A 16,618-nucleotide genomic window follows, 5' to 3' on the forward strand; every position below is an offset into this window, starting at 1 on the left:
CTCCGCGGCTACGCGGGGGGCGCACCTGCTTCGACGACGCCGCCGATCAGCAGGCCGAAGATCACCAGCGCGAGGATGACGCGGTAGATCACGAACGGCTTGAAGTCGTGGCTGGAGATGTAGCGCATCAGCCACGAGATGACGACGTAGCCGACGACGAACGCGAGCGCGGTCGCGATCGCGATCTGACCCCAGGGTGGGTTGGGGTCGTCCTCGCCGATCTTGACGATCTTGAACAGTCCCGAGGACAGGACGGCCGGGATGGCCAGGAGGAACGAGTAGCGCGCCGCGGCCTCACGCGTGTAGCCCATGAACAGACCACCGGCGATGGTGCCACCGGAGCGCGAGACACCGGGAATCAGCGCGAGCGACTGCCAGAACCCGAACGCCACACCGTCACGAGAATCGAGGTTCGCCAACGTCTTTCGCTGCCTCGCACGCGAGTCGGCGTAGGCGATCACCAGACCGAAGCCGAGCAGCATCGATGCGGTCAGCCAGAGGTTGCGCAGCGTGTCATCGATCCAGTTCTGGAACAGCAGACCGAGGATGCCGATCGGGAGGCTGCCGAGGATGACAAGCCAGCCCATCCGCGCGTCAGGGTCGGACGTGGGCACGTCACCGAGGATCGAGAGAAACCACTGCTTGATGATCCGGACGATGTCCTTGCGGAAGAACACCAGGACCGCGGCCTCGGTGCCGAGCTGGTTGATGGCGGTGAACGCCGACCCACCACCGTCGTTGTCGAAGAACAGTCGCGCCGTGATCAGCTGATGCGCTGAGCTGGAGATCGGGAGGAACTCGGTGAGGCCTTGGACGATGCCGAGGACGATGGCCTCGAACCAGCTCATGCAGAACTCCCTGTGTAGTCGCGGGTCAGCTGGTCCATCTTGTTGCCCTGGAAGAGGGCAGTGACCCACAGGGCGCCGAAGATCACTCCGACGATCACCATCGCGGGAACGATGAACGCAAACGCGAGGGTAGCGGCCTGGACGAGCCAACCGAGGGTGACTCCCCAAGGTCGACGCAATGCACCGGAAGTCAGCAGGGAGATCACAGCCAGCACGCAGCCCAGGAGCAGGTACGTCGACCGGTTGCCGTCGTCGTCGGCGCGCGAGATCCCATACGCCACAAGGGCGCCGAAGAACACCGCGAACGCCTGGCCGGCAAGGACAACCGCCGCAAAACGACGTGTCATCTTCTCGCCGACCCCATAGAGGAGGAGCCGTCCGATCACGCGTCGGACTCCCGCCCGAGCAGCATGCGGACCTCGGCCGCGGTGGTGACCGAGCCGGTGGCGAGGACGCCGCCGCCCACTCCCCCGTCGTCGGCCAGAGCCGCCGCCCGGTCCAGGGCGTCCGGCAGGTCGCGTACGACGGTCACCCGGTCCTCCCCGAAGACCTCCTCGGCGATCCGCCCCAGGACCTCGGGCGCGAGCGCGCGCGGCGAGGTCGTACGCGTCACGACGACGTGGTCCAGCACCGGCTCGAGCAGCTCGAGCATCTGGGTGGCTTCCTTGTCCTCGAGAACCGCGATGACGCCGATCAGCGCGTTGAACGTGAACGAGTCGTTGATGGCATCCCGCAGGGCTTGGGCTCCGGCCGGGTTGTGCGCGGCGTCGACGAGGACCGTCGGCGAGCGACGGACGATCTCCAGCCGGCCCGGCGAGGTGACCTCGGCGAGCCCGGCGCGCAGCAGATCCTCGTTGAGGGGCTGCTCACCGCCCCCGATGAAGGCTTCCACGGCGGCAACGGCTGCTGCCGCGTTGTGGGCCTGGTGCTCGCCGAACAACGGCAGGAACAGGTCGTCGTAGGGGCCCGCTAGTCCGCGCAACGACAGCTGCTGGCCACCGACCGCCGGCTCACGGGCTGTCACGCCGAAGTTGTGGTCCTCGCGGAAGGCCGTCGCTCCGACCTCCTCGACCCGCTCGGCGACGAGCTCGTCGACCTCGGGTTCCTGGCGCGCGATGACGGCCAGGGTGCCGGGCTTGATGATGCCGCGCTTCTCGGACGCGATCTGCTCCAGGCTGTCGCCGAGCAGCCGCTGATGATCGATCGCGACCGGGGTCAGCACAGCCACGGTCGCGTCGGCCACGTTGGTCGCGTCCCACGCGCCGCCGAGGCCCACCTCGACGATCGCCACGTCGACGGGCGCGTCCGCGAAGATCGCGTAGGCCAGCACGACGAGCACCTCGAAGTAGGTCATCCGGACGCCGTCCGAGCCAGCCGACTCGGCATCGACCATGTCGATGAAGGGCACGACCTCGTCGTACGCCGTCACGAACCTGTCCATGTCAACGGGCTTGCCGTTCAACGAGATTCGCTCGCGGATGTCGTGCAGATGTGGACTGGTGAAGCGACCCGTCGAGATCCCCGTCTCGCGCAGGAGACGCTCGATGATGCGCGCCGTGGAGGTCTTGCCGTTGGTGCCAGTGAGGTGGATGAGGGGGAACGACCGCTGCGGGTCACCCATCAGCTCCATGCACCGCGCAACACGCGCCAGCGACGGCTCGGGCGAGCTCTCAGGCGTGCGGGCGAGGATGGCCTCCTCGACCTCACGCATCCGCTTGCGCAGGTCAAGGTTGCGGGCCGCCTCCTGCTGGGCCGCATCGGGGCGCGGGGTCATGCGTCCTCGCCGGGCTGGGGCAGGGCGAGCTGCATCCAGACGTTGTCGGGCATACCGGACCCGCCCGACTCGCGCTCGGTCTCGACGAAGCCGAAGTGCTCGTAGAACTGGGCCGCGTTGTCATTGCCCAGGATGTAGGAGAGGCGAATCGCGTCGTGACCGTCCTCGACGGCCTTGTCGATCACCGCGCGCATCAGCCGGCCACCGAGACCGGTTCCCTGCTGGTCAGGCAGGACGTAGAGCTTCCAGAGATTGAGGTGGCCCTCGGACGGACCGACGCTCGTCATCCCGACGACCCGTCCGTCGACCTCGGCCACCGTCACCCGGCCCGCCCGGATGGCGGGAATGGTCGCCTCCTGGGTCCACCACTTCGCCAGACCCATGGCGACGTAGTCGTCCCCGGCGATCGGGCCGTACGTCACCGGCCAGGTCTTGTGACCGACCTCCAGCACCTCGGTCAGGTCCTCGCCGTCAGCCTGACGAATGACGATGTTCGCCCCCTCGCTCATGACGCCACCTTCTTGACCTCGATCGTCACTGTGAGCCCGTCGCCCACCTTGCTCTCCTGTCCGCGTCCCTCACCGAGGGAGTGGCCGGCACCTGCCGAGCCGAACTGGGTCGCAAGGGTTTCGCGCATGATCAGCTCCTGGTGCGAGACGGTGGCCTGCCAGACCTCATCATCCCCTGTTACGGCGAGCGAGATCCGGTCGGTCACCTCCAGGCCCGCCTTTCGACGCGCCTCCTGAACCGCACGGATCACGTCACGCGCGAGCCCCTCCTGAGCCAGCTCCTGCGTGACCTCGGTGTCCAGCACCACGAACCCACCGCCCGGGAGCATCTGCACCGCGCGGCTCGCCGAGCCGGCGGCCTCGTCGACGACGGTCTCAAGGGCGTACTCGCCCTCCTGCAGGGTCAGGCCACCGCTGGTGACAGCACCGTCCTCGGCCACCGACCAGTCGCCGGTCTTGGAACCCTTGATCGCGACCTGCACCTCCTTGCCGAGGCGCGGACCTGCGGCGCGAGCGTTGACGACCAGTCGCTGCGAGACGCCGAAGTCGGACGCGCTGGCGTCGGCGATGTCGATCAGCGTCACCTCGCGCACGTTGACCTCGTCGGCCACCACGGCGGCGAACGGCTTGAGCGATGCGGCTTCCGCTGTGACCACCGTGACGCCGGCGAGCGGCAGGCGTACGCGCAGCTGCTCGGCCTTGCGTACCGACAACGTGGTCGAGCAGACCTCACGAGCACGGTCCATCGCAGCCACGAGCTCTGCATCGGCCGGCAGCACGGAGGCGTCGGGCCAGTCGGTGAGGTGGACCGAGCGGCCACCGGTCAGGCCACGCCAGATCTGCTCGGTCGTGAACGGCAGCAACGGCGCTGCCACCCGCGTCACTGTCTCGAGGGCGGTGTAGAGGGTGTCGAAGGCAGCGTGCGCGCTGCCCTCGTCACCGGTGCCCCAGAAGCGCTCACGCGACCGGCGGATGTACCAGTTGGTCAGCACGTCGAGGAAGCCGTGCACCGACTCGCAGGCGCCGGCGACGTCGTACTCGTCCAGCTGCGACTGCACGTCCTCGACCAGGTCACGCAGCTTGGCGAGCAGGTACCGATCAACAACGTCCGTTGACTCGGTAGCCGACTTCGCTTCGTAACCGGCGGCATTCGCGTACAGACTGAAGAAGTACCAGCTGCTCCACAGCGGCATCAGCACCTGACGCACACCGTCGCGGATGCCCTGCTCGGTGACCACGAGGTTGCCGCCGCGCAGGATCGGGCTCTGCATCAGGAACCAGCGCATCGCGTCGGCGCCGTCGCGGTCGAACACCTCGTTGACATCGGGGTAGTTGCGCAGCGACTTCGACATCTTCTGCCCGTCCGAGCCCAGCACGATGCCGTGACAGATGACCGAGCTGAAGGCCGGCTTGTCGAACAAGCCGGTCGCCAGGATGTGCAGCATGTAGAACCAGCCGCGTGTCTGCCCGATGTACTCGACGATGAAGTCGGCCGGGAAGTGGTGCTCGAACCAGTCGGCGTTCTCGAACGGATAGTGCACCTGGGCGTACGACATCGACCCCGAGTCGAACCAGACGTCGAGGACGTCCTCGACGCGGCGCATCGTCGAGTTCCCTGACGGGTCATCGGGATTGGGCCGCGTGAGCTCGTCGATGTACGGCCGGTGCAGGTCCTCGAGGCGCACGCCGAAGTCGCGCTCGAGCTCGTCGAACGAACCGTAGACGTCGATGCGCGGGTACTCGGGGTTGTCCGACTTCCAAACGGGAACAGGACTGCCCCAGAAGCGATTACGGGTGATTGACCAGTCGCGAGCATTGGCGATCCACTTGCCGAACTGGCCGTCCTTGACGTTGTCCGGCACCCAGGTGATCTCCTGGTTGAGCTCGAGCATCCGGTTCTTGATCTTGGTGACCTCGACGAACCAGCTGCTCACCGCCATGTAGATCAGCGGACGCCGACAGCGCCAGCAGTGCGGGTAGGAGTGGTCGTAGGACTCTCGGCGCAGCAGCACCGTGCCCTCGGTCGTCGCTCCGGCCTCGGCCGCGCCTTTGGTGCGCGCTTTGAGGTCGTCGATGATGTGCGGGTTGGCATCGAAGACCTGCATGCCTTCGTACTCCGCCACCGGATAGGTGAAGCACCCGTCCGGGCCGACCGGGATGACCGGCTTGATGCCCTCGCGGTCGGTGACGGCCATGTCCTCCTCACCGAACGCGCCGGCGCTGTGCACCAGCCCGGTGCCGTCCTCGGTGGTGACGAAGTCGGCCTCGACGACCTTGAAGGCGTTCTCGTGACCCTCGAAGTAGGTGAACGGCGGCGTGTAGGAACGGCCGATCAGGTCCGCACCGGTCAGCCGCTCCACGACATGTGAGGCCCAGTCGGCCTTCGCATCGCCGAACAGCTCCTTGGCGTACGACGCCACGCGGGCCTCCGCGACGACGTACCGCTCCGTCGTGCCCGTGAAGTCGGACTCGACCACGACGTAGTCGATGTCGGGGCGCACCATGATCGCGAGGTTGGACGGCAGGGTCCACGGCGTCGTGGTCCAGATGAGCGCGAGTTCGCCTGTCTCCAAACGAAGTCCGACGGTGACGGCCGGGTCCTGGCGGATCTGGTAGACGTCGTCGTCCATCCGCAGCTCGTGGTTGGACAGCGGGGTCTGGTCGTTCCAGCAGTAGGGCAGGACGCGGAAGCCTTCGTAGATCAGGCCCTTGTCGTACAGCTGCTTGAACGCCCAGATCACCGACTCCATGAAGGTCGGGTTGAGTGTCTTGTAGTCGTTCTCGAAGTCGACCCAGCGGCCCATCCGCTTGACGTAGGACTCCCACTCAGCGGTGTAGCGCAGCACCGACTCGCGAGCCGCGGCGTTGAACTTGTCGATCCCCATCTCGAGGATCTCTTCCTTGGTCTTCAGACCGAGCTGGCTCATCGCCTCGAGCTCAGCCGGCAGGCCGTGGGTGTCCCAGCCGAAGCGCCGCTCGACCCGGCGGCCACGCATCGTCTGGTAGCGCGGGATGAGGTCCTTGACGTAGCCCGTCAGCAGGTGGCCGTAGTGCGGCAGGCCGTTGGCGAACGGCGGGCCGTCGTAGAAGACGAACTCGTTGTCGCCGTCGATGCCGGGATCGCGCTGCTCGACAGAGGTCCGGAAGGTGTCATCGGACTCCCAGTACGCCAGCACACCCTGCTCGATGTCCGGGAACCGTGGGGTCGCGGACACACCTTGCGGGGTCTGGTCGTCACTGCTGAGGTCGACCTTGGGATAGGTCATCGCTGCGGCATCTCTCTCGCGTCGTCGTCCTGCTCACGAGGACGACGTGTCCGGAGGTCCGGACGGCACCGCGGTACCACCTCGCTTGCCCCACTGTGCCCGCTCGAGGTGAGCGGGCGGCGTACGGCCGCTTCGCATGAGCTGTCACGGGCTCGTCCCGTCCGGTTCTAGTGAGTGCTCTCGCACCGTTCTTCCGGAGGCTCGCCGCTGATGACGGCTCAGACGCTTCTAGGCAGGAGTGTAGGCGCGTCAGCCGCGCAGACCCAAGTCCCTTGGCAGCGACGTGAGCGACGGTGTGCGTCAGCGAATGGTGGTGTCGGGCTCCATGTACCAGCGGCCCTTGATCCTGATGAGGGTCCAAGGAACATCGGCGGGAGTCCAGCTGATCGTGGCGCGATCCCCGGTGACCGTGGCCTTTCCAGCCTTCACCGACTTGAATGAGTCAGGCGGATTCCGGCTGAGCACATAGCCGAGACCTTGCACGCACTGCTGGCGGTCGGCCGGACTGAGCGCACCCGTCCCGTCCTCGCTCGCGACGAGACCGCACGCCTTCGGCAGGTCACTCGACCCCAAGGCAGACGCATAGCTCTGGGCAACGCTCTGAGGACCTTGCCCCGGCGCGGGACCCGAACCGCCCGGTGCGGTTGTTGGCAACATCGACGTGGTCGAGGCACCTCCGGTGCCTGTCGCCGTCGATGAGCCGTCTGCTGCACCGCTCGACGTGCCGGGCTCCGGAGCTGCGGTCGATGAGGTCACGGTCACCGTGGCAGGACCAGAAGCGCCCTCGTCCCCCGACGAGCTGCATCCGCTCACCGTGAAGACCGTCGCCATCGCTACGAGTCCGAACCGAAGCAGTCGCACCACAACCCCTCTCCCGAGAGGTCGCTCCTCCCGGCCCTGGTCACCATCGTGTCGGACCGAGCCGGCCAGTGGGTGGTTCGGGCGCGCGCTCGCCAGCACTCATGCGCAGTTCTGGTATTCGAACGCAGTCCCGACTGCGTTCGAATACCAGAACTGCGCGAGGCTCGTGTGCGTCTTTCCGGCGCCGCTGTGCGCCACACTGAGGCGTATGGATCCGGTGATGCGGCACTGGCAGGACATCGACAGTGCGCTCCCGAACGCCGTGGACGACCCGACCGGCGGCACCCGCATCGAGGTCGACGGCGGCTACGGCATCGCCACCACCGAGCGGGCCGATCTCACCGAGCTGTCGTCGCTCTGGACCGACGACCTCCAGCACACCCTCACGCCGAGAGTGGCCAGCCCGGACGCGATGGATCGCCTCCTCACCGCCTGGCTCGAGTCGCTGCCGGCGGCGGAGCGCGGGCTGACCAAGATCAGCTGGCCGAGCCGTGACAACGCGATGCCCGCGGTCTTCATGCGACACGGCTTCCAGCCGGCGTCGCCCCTGGCGATCCGCCCGCGTGGGCGGGCCGCGCTCGCCGAGCTGCCGGAGTGCGTACGGCCGGTGCGCCCGGAGGACGCCGATGCCATCACTCGGCTGTGGCTGGAGCTGGTGATCTGGGACGCGCAGTTCGGCAACCTGCTCAAGCGGCCGGCCTCGCCGCAGCTGATCGCCTCCGCCACCGCGGAGATCTGCGGGCGACCCGACTCGTTGAGCCTGGTCGCCGAGCACGACGGCGAGGTCGTCGGCGTGATGCTGGTCCACTCGGCGCAGCATGCTGCCTGGGTCCAGGACCTCACGAGCGCGACGCCGGCCGCCTACCTCGCCGTGGGCGTCACGACGCGGGACGGACGGAGCAGCGGGATCGGGTCCTCGCTCGCCCGGGCGGCCGCCTATCGGGCCGACCGCGAGCACGCCGCCACCGTGCTGAACTACAACATCATCAACCCGCTCTCGGGCCCGTTCTGGCACCGCCTGGGCTACCGGCCGCTCTGGCTGGGCTGGCGGCGCCGAGCCTGATCGACGCCTTACCGATGGATGGACGGCGCTGCGATCGACGTGGACCGCACCTACCGTGGAGGCGATGCCTGCCCAGCTCCTCCCTGCCGTTGAACACCCCCGTAGACCCCAGCTCCGAGCCCTGACCGGCGTACGAGCCGTGGCGGCCCTCTTGGTCGTCCTCAGCCACATCGGCCTCCCGGACCATGCTCCTCAGGTGGCCCACCAGGTCGTCGAGAGCGGCTATGTCGGCGTGCCCCTGTTCTTCATGCTCAGTGGCTTCGTGCTGGCGTACAGCCACCCTGATCTGAACGGACTGCGCGCAGGCCGCGCCACCGTCCGGTTCTACGTCGCCCGCATCGTCCGCGTCATGCCGCTCTACTGGGCCGTCCTCATCGTGCTGGCGCTGCAACGGGCTGCTGAGGCACGCGGCCAGTCGCACCTGTGGCAGATGCTCCTCGGGATCCAGACCTGGTCGGCGGATGTGCGCGTCGGCAATCAGGACTACAACGGTCCGGCCTGGTCGATCAATGTCGAGCTGTTCCTCTATCTGCTCTTTCCTCTGCTGATGCCGGCCGTGGCTTACATCGCGCGGCGCTGGGGCACGCGGGGGCTGATGGCCGTACTCGTTGCCTCCTTCGGCGTGCAGCTCCTCCTGTGCCTGATCTGGAGCGTCAAGGGCTGGGCAGACCTGCCCGCCGCGGACCCGATGAGCGGACACCGCTGGCTCTACCGCAACCCGCTGACGCGGATCCCGGACTTCGCGATGGGACTGAGCCTCGCCCTGCTGTTCGCGCGCGGGGTACGTCCCACGACCTCACGGGCCACGCTCGTCCAGGTCGGGTCGGTGCTCGCGGCAGCCGGCATCACCGCTCTGCGGCCTTGGGACGGCGCGTGGTCCGGCACCTGGCGCGTCCTGTCGTTCGGTGCCCTGTACGCGGTGCCGTTCAGCCTGCTGCTGATGTCACTCGCGACCGGCACCGGTCTGCTGGCACGCATCCTGTCGCGGCCGCTCTGGGTGACCCTCGGCACGGCGAGCTACGCGCTCTACATCACGCACCGGCCGATCGTGGAGTACATGGGCGCGGACGAGATCCAGGCGTCCGGCACCACATGGGGCTACTTCGCGATCCCGGGCCTCGTCGGACTGTGCCTGCTGATCGCCGAGGGCGGCCACCGCTACGTCGAGCAACCGTGCCGGCGCTTCGGCCTGATGCTTCTCAACCGTTGGCTACCGGCCGCGACGGCTCGGCCGCACCCAGGTCGTACGACTGACGAAAGGTGCGCGGACACCGCCCACGCTGTCACGCGCCGCTGATCAACCAGCCCGCGCCCGCAGTCGTCGCAGCATCCGCGCATCCTCGAAACCCGTTGCGCGCGCTGCAGACTCGATCGACCAGCCTTGGCCGATCAGGTGCTCGGCACGCTCCAGGCGGAGCGTCTGCTGGTAGCGCAGAGGTGTCGTACCGACGCTGGCGACGAACAGCCTCGTGAGCGTGCGTTCGCTCACTCCACCGTGCGCGGCGAGACGCGCGAGCGGCAGCGGCGACGCGAACTCCGCGTCGATGAGGTCCTGCACGTGGTGCACGACATCCGACAGGTGTGAGCGGTGACGCAGCATCACGCTGTCCTGCGGGTCCTCGCCGTTGCGCCGCGCGTAGACCACCATCGACCGCGCCACCCGAGCCGCGAGCGCCGGTCCGTGGCGCTGCGCGATCAGATAGAGCGACAGGTCGATCCCGCTCGCAATACCCGCCGAGGTCACCACCCGGTCATGGTCGGTGAACAGCACGTCCCGCTGGACCAGTGCTTTGGGGTAGCGCTCAGCGAGCGCCTGCTGGAGGTCGTGGTGCGTCGTGCACCGACGCCCGTCCAGCAGGCCCGCCCTGCCGAGGATGTCTGCCCCCGAGCACACGCTGGCGACCGTCCCGCCGGCGCGATGGTGACGTCGCAGCGCGGCCAGCGCCATCTCGCTGAGGGGCGGATCATCAACGGACGCCATCCCACGCCACCCCGGCACCAGCACGAGGTCGTCCGGGCCGAGGTCGGGCCACGTCGTCTCGGCGCGCAGAGGGAGCCCCTGCGCGGTCGGCACGTCAACCTGCTCCGCGACGTAGCGCAAGTCGTACGCACCGCCCAGGTTGGCGGCGGTGTCGAACGCCTGCGCCGGGCCGGCGAGGTCCAGCAGGTGAAGCCGCGGCAGCAGCAGGAAGACCACCTTGCTCGTCATGATCTGGTCACGCTATACCAGCTCGGCGACCGTCCGGATCGTCGCGAACCGGCCCGCGAGCGAGTACTCCGTACCGCGTACGACCTCATCGGTCGGCCGGGTCTGCGGGTCCGCGAGGATCTCCTCCAGCGGACGGTCCTTCTTCGCGTCGCGATGCTGGATCGGGAAGGTCGCTGTCGCGTCGATGACGAAGCCGACGTCGTAGCCCAGGTCGGAGGCCACCCGCGTCGTCGTCTCGCAGCACTGCTCGGTCTGGATCCCGCAGATATCGAGGTGCGTGACGCCGTGCCGCGTGAGGAGCTGCTGGAGATTGGTCGAGGTGAAGGCATTGATGGAGGTCTTGCGGACGACCGGCTCGCCCTCACGCGTCTCCAGGCCGTCCATCAGCTCGACGTGTCCGGACTCGGGGTCGAAGGCTCCGCCCGACCCAGGCTCGGTGTGCAGCACCCAGACCACGAGGTCGCCCTTGGCACGCGCCGCCCCCACGAGGGCGGTGACGTCATCGACGATGTCGGGGTTGGAGATGGCCGGCCAGGTCGGCCGCTGAAGGAAGGAGTTCTGGACGTCGATCACGACGAGTGCTGAGGTCATGTCGACCAGCGTCGTCGTACGACGCCGTCCCCACCAGACATCATCCCGTCTGCCACCGGACCGATCTGGTCAATCAGACTCCCGTCACAGCGCGGCCCCGTTCAGGGTCTCGCCCAACTCGCCCAGCGGCGCGAGGCACGATGGGTGGGTGAGCCAGATCGCCGCCCCTCCCCTCCCGTCCGGTCGAGTCGTCACCGATCCCCAGATCGCTATCGGCTATGCCACGGACCAGAGCCTGGGCTCGACCGCGCCCGACAACTTCGTAGTCGTGCGCGCGCGCGACCGGGACGACGTGGTCGCTGTGCTCGAGCATGCGCAGGCGCATCGAATTCCGGTGGTACCACAGGGCGCTCGCACATCGCTGTGTGGCGCGTCGACCGCGCTCGAGGGCGGGATCGTGCTCAATGTCGAGGCGCTGAACCAGGTCGAGGTCAGCACCGCAGAGAGGTACGCCGTCGCCGGCCCGGGCATCGTCACCGCCGACCTCAAGAAGGCCGTCGCCGCGCAGGGTCTCTTCTACCCGCCCGATCCAGCGTCCTCCCCGATGAGCACCATCGGGGGCAACGTCGCGACCAACGCGGGCGGCCTGTGCTGCGTGAAGTACGGCGTCACGGCCGACTACGTCCGTGGGCTCGAGGTCGTGCTTGCCGGCGGCGAGGTGATTCGGACCGGCCGTCGTACGGCGAAGGGTGTCGCGGGTCTGGACCTCACCGGACTCTTCGTCGGGTCGGAGGGCCAGCTCGGTGTCGTCACGGAGGTCGTCGTACGCCTGGTCCCGGCGACCGATCCGCCACTGACCGCGCTGGCGACCTTCACCTCCTTGGACGACGCGGCCAAGGCGCTCGTCGCCCTCCGAGCTGAGCGTCACGGTCCGAATCTCCTTGAGGTGCTTGACCGTTCGTCACTCGTGGCGATTCAGGCGATGGAGGACTTCGGCTTCCCTCAGGACGCCGAAGCCGTGCTGCTCGTCCAGTCGGACCGCCCTGATCACTCGGCCGAGGACGTACAGCGCTATGCCAAGCTGCTCACCACCGCAGGTGCGGAGGACGTCGCAGTGGCCGACGACGCGCAGGAGGCCGACGCGCTGATGGCCGGCCGACGAGCATTGGCGCCCGCGTTGGAGCTCAAGGGGCCGCACTTCATCGAGGACGTCTGCGTGCCGGTTGCCCAGCTGGGCAACCTGATTCGCCAGTCACGCGACATCGGCCGACGCACCGGCGTCGAGGTCGTGCTGTCCGGTCACGGCGGCGACGGCAACCTGCACCCGTGCCTGTTCTTCGACGAGCAGCCGGGCAGCCGCGAGCGCGCCGAGGAGGCGTTCGGGCAGATCGTCGACGCGGCGCTCGACATGGGCGGGACGATCACCGGCGAGCACGGCGTGGGCTCCCTGAAACGGCGTTGGCTCCCCCGCGAGCTGGGCGACGCCGAGCTGGCACGGCAGCGCACGATCAAAGCGATGTTCGACCCGTACGGGATCATGAACCCCGGACGGCCCCTCTAGCCCTCGCGGAGACCAGTCCGACTGAAACGGCTGCGTCGGCGCGAAATCGGCCTAACTTGGAACCTTCGAATCGCAAGATCGACGCGAGGAGCCAGCCGATGACCGTCAAAGCCGGGATGTTCCAGACGCACTGGCGTGGGGACAAGGACAAGATGCTCGACGCCCACGAGGAGATCGCGCACGAGGCAGCCAAGCAGGGCAACCAGGTCCTGTGCTTCCAGGAGCTGTTCATGGGGCCGTTCTTCGCCCAGGTGCAGGACAGCGAGTGGTACTCCTACGCCGAGCAGATCCCGGACGGGCCGATCATCCAGCGGTTCAGCGCGATCGCCAAGGAGACCGGGCAGGTCATGGTGCTGCCGATCTACGAAGAGGTCCAGCCTGGCGTCCTGTTCAACACCGCGGCCGTCATCGACGCGGACGGGAAGTACCTCGGCAAGTACCGCAAGACGCACATCCCCCAGGTCAAAGGCTTCTGGGAGAAGTTCTACTTCCGTCCCGGCGTCAACGACGGCTGGCCGGTCTTCGAGACCGCGGTCGGCAAGGTCGGCGTCTACATCTGCTACGACCGCCACTTCCCCGAGGGCTGGCGTGGACTCGGGCTCGCCGGCGCGGAGATCGTCTTCAACCCGTCGGCCACGTCACGCGGCCTGTCGAAGTACATCTGGGAGATCGAGCAGGTGGCCGCGTCCGTCGCGAACATGTACTACGTCGGCGCCCTCAACCGCGTCGGCATCGAGCCGCTCGGCGACAACGACTTCTACGGCACGTCCTACTTCTCCGACCCACGCGGCAAGTACGTCGGCGAGGTCGCCTCGGACCAGGTCGAGGAGCTGATCATTCGCGACCTCGACCTCGACGTCATCCGTGAGGTGCGCGACCAGTGGGCGTTCTACCGGGACCGCCGGCCCGATACTTACACGGCGCTGACGGACAAGTAGGCCACCGGCCATGGCGACCGAGGTAGCCGTCGAGCCCGCCGAGGGCGGGAGATCGCAGCACGGCCAGACCGAGCACGCCGACGGACGCGTCACCCTGGACGACCGGTCCGCACTGGCGCACTCGCCCTACTCCAACGAGGACCTCGACCCCGTCGAGCTGCCCGACCGGCACTGGAACACCTACAACTACGCCGCGCTCTGGGTCGGGATGAGCCACAACATCCCGTCCTGGCTGCTGGCGTCCGGGCTGATCGCGGCCGGGATGAGCTGGCAGCAGGCGGTCGTCATCATCCTGCTCGCCAACGTCATCGTGCTGATCCCGATCCTGCTCAACGGGCACGGCGGCACCAAGTACGGCATCCCGTTCCCCGTGCTGGCGCGCTCCTCGTTCGGCGTGCTCGGCGCCAACCTGCCCGCGCTGGTCCGAGCGTTCGCGGCCACGTGCTGGTTCGGCGTACAGACCTGGATCGGCGGCGAGGGCATCTTCCTGCTGGCCGGCAAGATGTTCGGCGACAGCTGGGCCAACGCGAGCCACATCGGCGACTTCGCCTGGACGCAGTGGCTGAGCTTCTTCGTCTTCTGGTTGATCGAGATCGCGATCATCGTGCGCGGCATCGAGACCCTGCGACGGTTCGAGAACTGGGCGGCCCCCGTGGTGATGGTCGCCGCCCTGGCCCTGCTGGCGTACGTCTATGTCCAGGCGGACGGCTTCGGCAACATCCTCAGTCAGTCCGGCTCGCTCAAGGGCGATGAGTTCTGGCGGGCGTTCGGGCCTGCGCTGATGGGGATGATCGCGTTCTGGGCGACGCTGTCGCTCAACATCTCCGACTTCACCCGGTTCGGCGGGTCACAGAAGAAGCAGATGCTCGGCCAGACCTACGGCCTGCCGACGACGATGACCGCCTTCGCGGTGATGTCGGTGCTCGTCACGTCGGCTTCCGAGGAGATGTACGGGAAGGCCATCTGGGACCCGATCCAGCTCGCCGCCCGGATCGACAGCTGGGTCGGCACCCTGCTCGCCCTCGCCACGGTGATGATCGCGACCCTGTCGGTCAACATCGCGGCCAACCTGGTGAGCCCGTCGTACGACTTCGCCAATGCCGCTCCGAAATACGTCAACTTCCGCAAGGGCGCGCTGATCACCTGTGTGCTGAGCGTGCTGATCTTCCCGTGGAAGCTCGTGTCGGACCCCAACATCTACATCTTCACCTGGCTCGGCGTCGTCGGCGCAATCCTCGGACCGGTCGCCGGCATCCTGGCCGCGGACTACTGGGTCGTGCGTCGACGGCACATCGTCGTACGCGACCTCTACCGCCGCGAGGGTCTCTACTGGTACTCCGGCGGCTGGAACTGGCGGGCCGTCGTCGCGTTCGGCGTCGCGGCGATCCTGTCCGCGGGCGGCTCGTACTCGAAGGACGGCAAGGGTCCGTTTCCCGAGGACGGGATGATCCCGTTCCTCAAGCCGCTCGCCGACTACGGCTGGCTCGTCGGCCTCGTCTCCGGCGCCGTCATCTACGTCGCCCTCATGAAGGCCGGCAAGGTGCCCGTCGCGTACGACTCGTCGGGCTCTCCCGACGACGCACCGCTCGATGAGAAGGAGGTCACGGCATGAGTACTTTGATCACCGGGGGCAAGGTCGTCTCCGCGCAGGGGGTCGTCGAGGCCGATGTGCTGTACGACGGGGAGACCATCACTGCGGTGCTCGCACCGGGGACCGCACAGGCCATCGGCATCGCACCCGTCCGCACCATCGACGCCACCGGCAAGTACGTCCTGCCCGGAGGCATCGACGTCCACACTCACATGGACATGCCGTTCGGCGGTACGTCCTCGGTCGACGACTTCGAGACCGGCACCCGGGCGGCCGCCTGGGGTGGCACCACGACGATCGTCGACTTCGCCGTGCAGAAGAAGGGCGGCTCGCTGCAGGAGGCGATCGACACCTGGCACGGCAAGGCCGAGGGCAGCGCGTGCATCGACTACGGCCTGCACGCGATCCTCGCCGACGTCAACGACACCTCCCTCAAGGAGATGGACGTCCTGGTCGACCAGGGCATCACGTCGTTCAAGCTGTTCATGGCCTATCCCGGCGTCTTCCTGTCGACCGACAGCGAGATCATGCGAGCCATGCACCGCGCGTCCGACAACGGCGCGACGATCATGATGCACGCCGAGAACGGCACGGCCATCGACGAGATCGTCACCCGCGCGATCGCCGAGGGGCACACCGAGCCGAAGTACCACGGGCTCACCCGACCGGTCGCGCTCGAGCAGGAGGCGGTCAACCGCGCGATCGCGATGGCGACGGTCACCAAGGCACCGCTCTACATCGTCCACCTCTCGAGCACGCCGGCCCTGGAGACGGTCACAGCGGCTCGGGACGCTGGCAAGAACGTCTTCGCGGAGACCTGCCCGCAGTACCTCTTCCTGGACGAATCCGAAATGGCGAGACCGGGATTCGAGGGTGCGAAGTACGTCTGTACGCCGGCCCTCCGTCCCAAGGAACACCAGGCGCAGCTGTGGCGCGGACTGCGTACGAACGACCTGTCAGTCGTCGCGACGGACCACTGCCCGTTCTGCTTCGCCACCGACAAGCAGCTCGGCAAGGACGACTTCCGGGCCATCCCCAACGGGCTGCCCGGTGTCGAGCACCGGATGGACCTGCTGCACCGCGGCGTGACGATGGGCGAGATCTCTCTGGCCCGCTGGGTCGAGATCGCCTCGACGACGCCGGCCCGGATGTTCGGGATGTACCCGAAGAAGGGCGTCATCGCTCCCGGCGCCGATGCCGACATCGTGATCTACGACCCGGAGGCGCAGCAGCACGTGTCCGCGAAGACGCATCACATGAATGTCGACTACTCGGTCTACGAGGGCTGGAACCTCACCGGCAAGGCCGAGACGGTCATCAGCCGCGGCACCGTCGTGCTCGAGAACGACCAGTTCTCAGGCGAACCCGGGCGCGGCCAGTTCGTGAAGCGCTCCCTGTCCCAGTACCTCCTGTGATGGCTGCGGCACCAGGTCTCGATACGGCTCGGCTAGCGCCTCGCCTACTCGA

The 16,618-nt window shown here is 67.6% G+C and carries 14 protein-coding genes; 6 read left to right on the plus strand and 8 right to left on the minus strand.

All coding sequences use genetic code 11. The annotated features are described in order from the left end of the window. Window positions 1-8: 8 nt before the first annotated feature. The 6 genes from VV02_RS18295 to VV02_RS18320 all read right to left on the minus strand — a co-directional run bounded on the left by VV02_RS18295 (window position 9) and on the right by VV02_RS18320 (window position 7,228). Window positions 9-848: an undecaprenyl-diphosphate phosphatase gene (locus VV02_RS18295; protein WP_052593825.1), complete on the minus strand. Its 840-nt coding sequence runs from the start codon at window positions 846-848 to the stop codon at window positions 9-11. Further along, window positions 845-1,234: a DUF4233 domain-containing protein gene (locus tag VV02_RS18300; RefSeq protein WP_245633126.1), complete on the minus strand. Its 390-nt coding sequence runs from the start codon at window positions 1,232-1,234 to the stop codon at window positions 845-847. The genes VV02_RS18295 and VV02_RS18300 overlap by 4 nt, the downstream gene beginning before the upstream one ends. After that, window positions 1,231-2,622: a bifunctional folylpolyglutamate synthase/dihydrofolate synthase gene (locus VV02_RS18305; protein ID WP_052593827.1), complete on the minus strand. Its 1,392-nt coding sequence runs from the start codon at window positions 2,620-2,622 to the stop codon at window positions 1,231-1,233. Before VV02_RS18305 ends, VV02_RS18300 begins: the two co-directional genes overlap by 4 nt. Beyond that, on the minus strand, window positions 2,619-3,131 hold the full coding sequence (locus VV02_RS18310) for a GNAT family N-acetyltransferase (RefSeq protein ID WP_052593829.1): 513 nt from the start codon (window positions 3,129-3,131) through the stop codon (window positions 2,619-2,621). Before VV02_RS18310 ends, VV02_RS18305 begins: the two co-directional genes overlap by 4 nt. After that, complete coding sequence (ileS, locus tag VV02_RS18315; RefSeq protein WP_052593831.1) at window positions 3,128-6,397, minus strand: isoleucine--tRNA ligase; 3,270 nt, start codon at window positions 6,395-6,397, stop codon at window positions 3,128-3,130. The genes VV02_RS18310 and ileS overlap by 4 nt, the downstream gene beginning before the upstream one ends. A gap of 300 nt (window positions 6,398-6,697) precedes the next feature. After that, window positions 6,698-7,228 carry a hypothetical protein gene (locus tag VV02_RS18320; RefSeq protein ID WP_157063454.1) on the minus strand — a complete coding sequence of 177 codons (531 nt, stop codon included), beginning with the start codon at window positions 7,226-7,228 and terminating at the stop codon, window positions 6,698-6,700. A gap of 238 nt (window positions 7,229-7,466) precedes the next feature. On the opposite strand from VV02_RS18320, the gene VV02_RS18325 reads away from it, so the two are divergent. Together VV02_RS18325 and VV02_RS18330 are read left to right on the plus strand one after the other, a co-directional pair. Next, complete coding sequence (locus VV02_RS18325) at window positions 7,467-8,321, plus strand: GNAT family N-acetyltransferase (RefSeq protein WP_052593835.1); 855 nt, start codon at window positions 7,467-7,469, stop codon at window positions 8,319-8,321. Between the two features lie 64 nt (window positions 8,322-8,385). Then, entirely contained in the window at window positions 8,386-9,618 is a 1,233-nt protein-coding gene (locus VV02_RS18330; RefSeq protein WP_157063455.1) for an acyltransferase family protein, read from the plus strand. Here VV02_RS18330 and VV02_RS18335 read toward each other — a convergent pair whose 3' ends face one another. Both VV02_RS18335 and VV02_RS18340 read right to left on the minus strand, forming a co-directional pair. Further along, window positions 9,619-10,530 (minus strand): GlxA family transcriptional regulator, encoded by a 912-nt coding sequence (locus VV02_RS18335; RefSeq protein WP_052593838.1) that lies wholly within the window; start codon window positions 10,528-10,530, stop codon window positions 9,619-9,621. A gap of 12 nt (window positions 10,531-10,542) precedes the next feature. Further along, window positions 10,543-11,121 carry a cysteine hydrolase family protein gene (locus tag VV02_RS18340; protein ID WP_179945365.1) on the minus strand — a complete coding sequence of 193 codons (579 nt, stop codon included), beginning with the start codon at window positions 11,119-11,121 and terminating at the stop codon, window positions 10,543-10,545. Window positions 11,122-11,269: 148 nt separating this feature from the next. Here VV02_RS18340 and VV02_RS18345 point away from each other — a divergent pair, with 148 nt between their 5' ends. The 4 genes from VV02_RS18345 to hydA all read left to right on the plus strand — a co-directional run bounded on the left by VV02_RS18345 (window position 11,270) and on the right by hydA (window position 16,566). After that, window positions 11,270-12,622 (plus strand): FAD-binding oxidoreductase, encoded by a 1,353-nt coding sequence (locus tag VV02_RS18345; protein WP_052593840.1) that lies wholly within the window; start codon window positions 11,270-11,272, stop codon window positions 12,620-12,622. A gap of 98 nt (window positions 12,623-12,720) precedes the next feature. Continuing rightward, window positions 12,721-13,560, plus strand: coding sequence for a nitrilase-related carbon-nitrogen hydrolase (locus tag VV02_RS18350; protein ID WP_052593842.1), 840 nt, complete (start codon window positions 12,721-12,723; stop codon window positions 13,558-13,560). A gap of 10 nt (window positions 13,561-13,570) precedes the next feature. After that, window positions 13,571-15,172, plus strand: coding sequence for an NCS1 family nucleobase:cation symporter-1 (locus VV02_RS18355; protein ID WP_083450271.1), 1,602 nt, complete (start codon window positions 13,571-13,573; stop codon window positions 15,170-15,172). Then, a complete protein-coding gene (gene hydA / locus VV02_RS18360; protein ID WP_052593844.1) occupies window positions 15,169-16,566 on the plus strand; it encodes a dihydropyrimidinase in 1,398 nt (465 codons plus the stop codon). The genes VV02_RS18355 and hydA overlap by 4 nt, the downstream gene beginning before the upstream one ends. Window positions 16,567-16,618: the final 52 nt, after the last annotated feature.

This window comes from Luteipulveratus mongoliensis, assembly GCF_001190945.1.
GTDB classification, from domain to species: domain Bacteria; phylum Actinomycetota; class Actinomycetes; order Actinomycetales; family Dermatophilaceae; genus Luteipulveratus; species Luteipulveratus mongoliensis.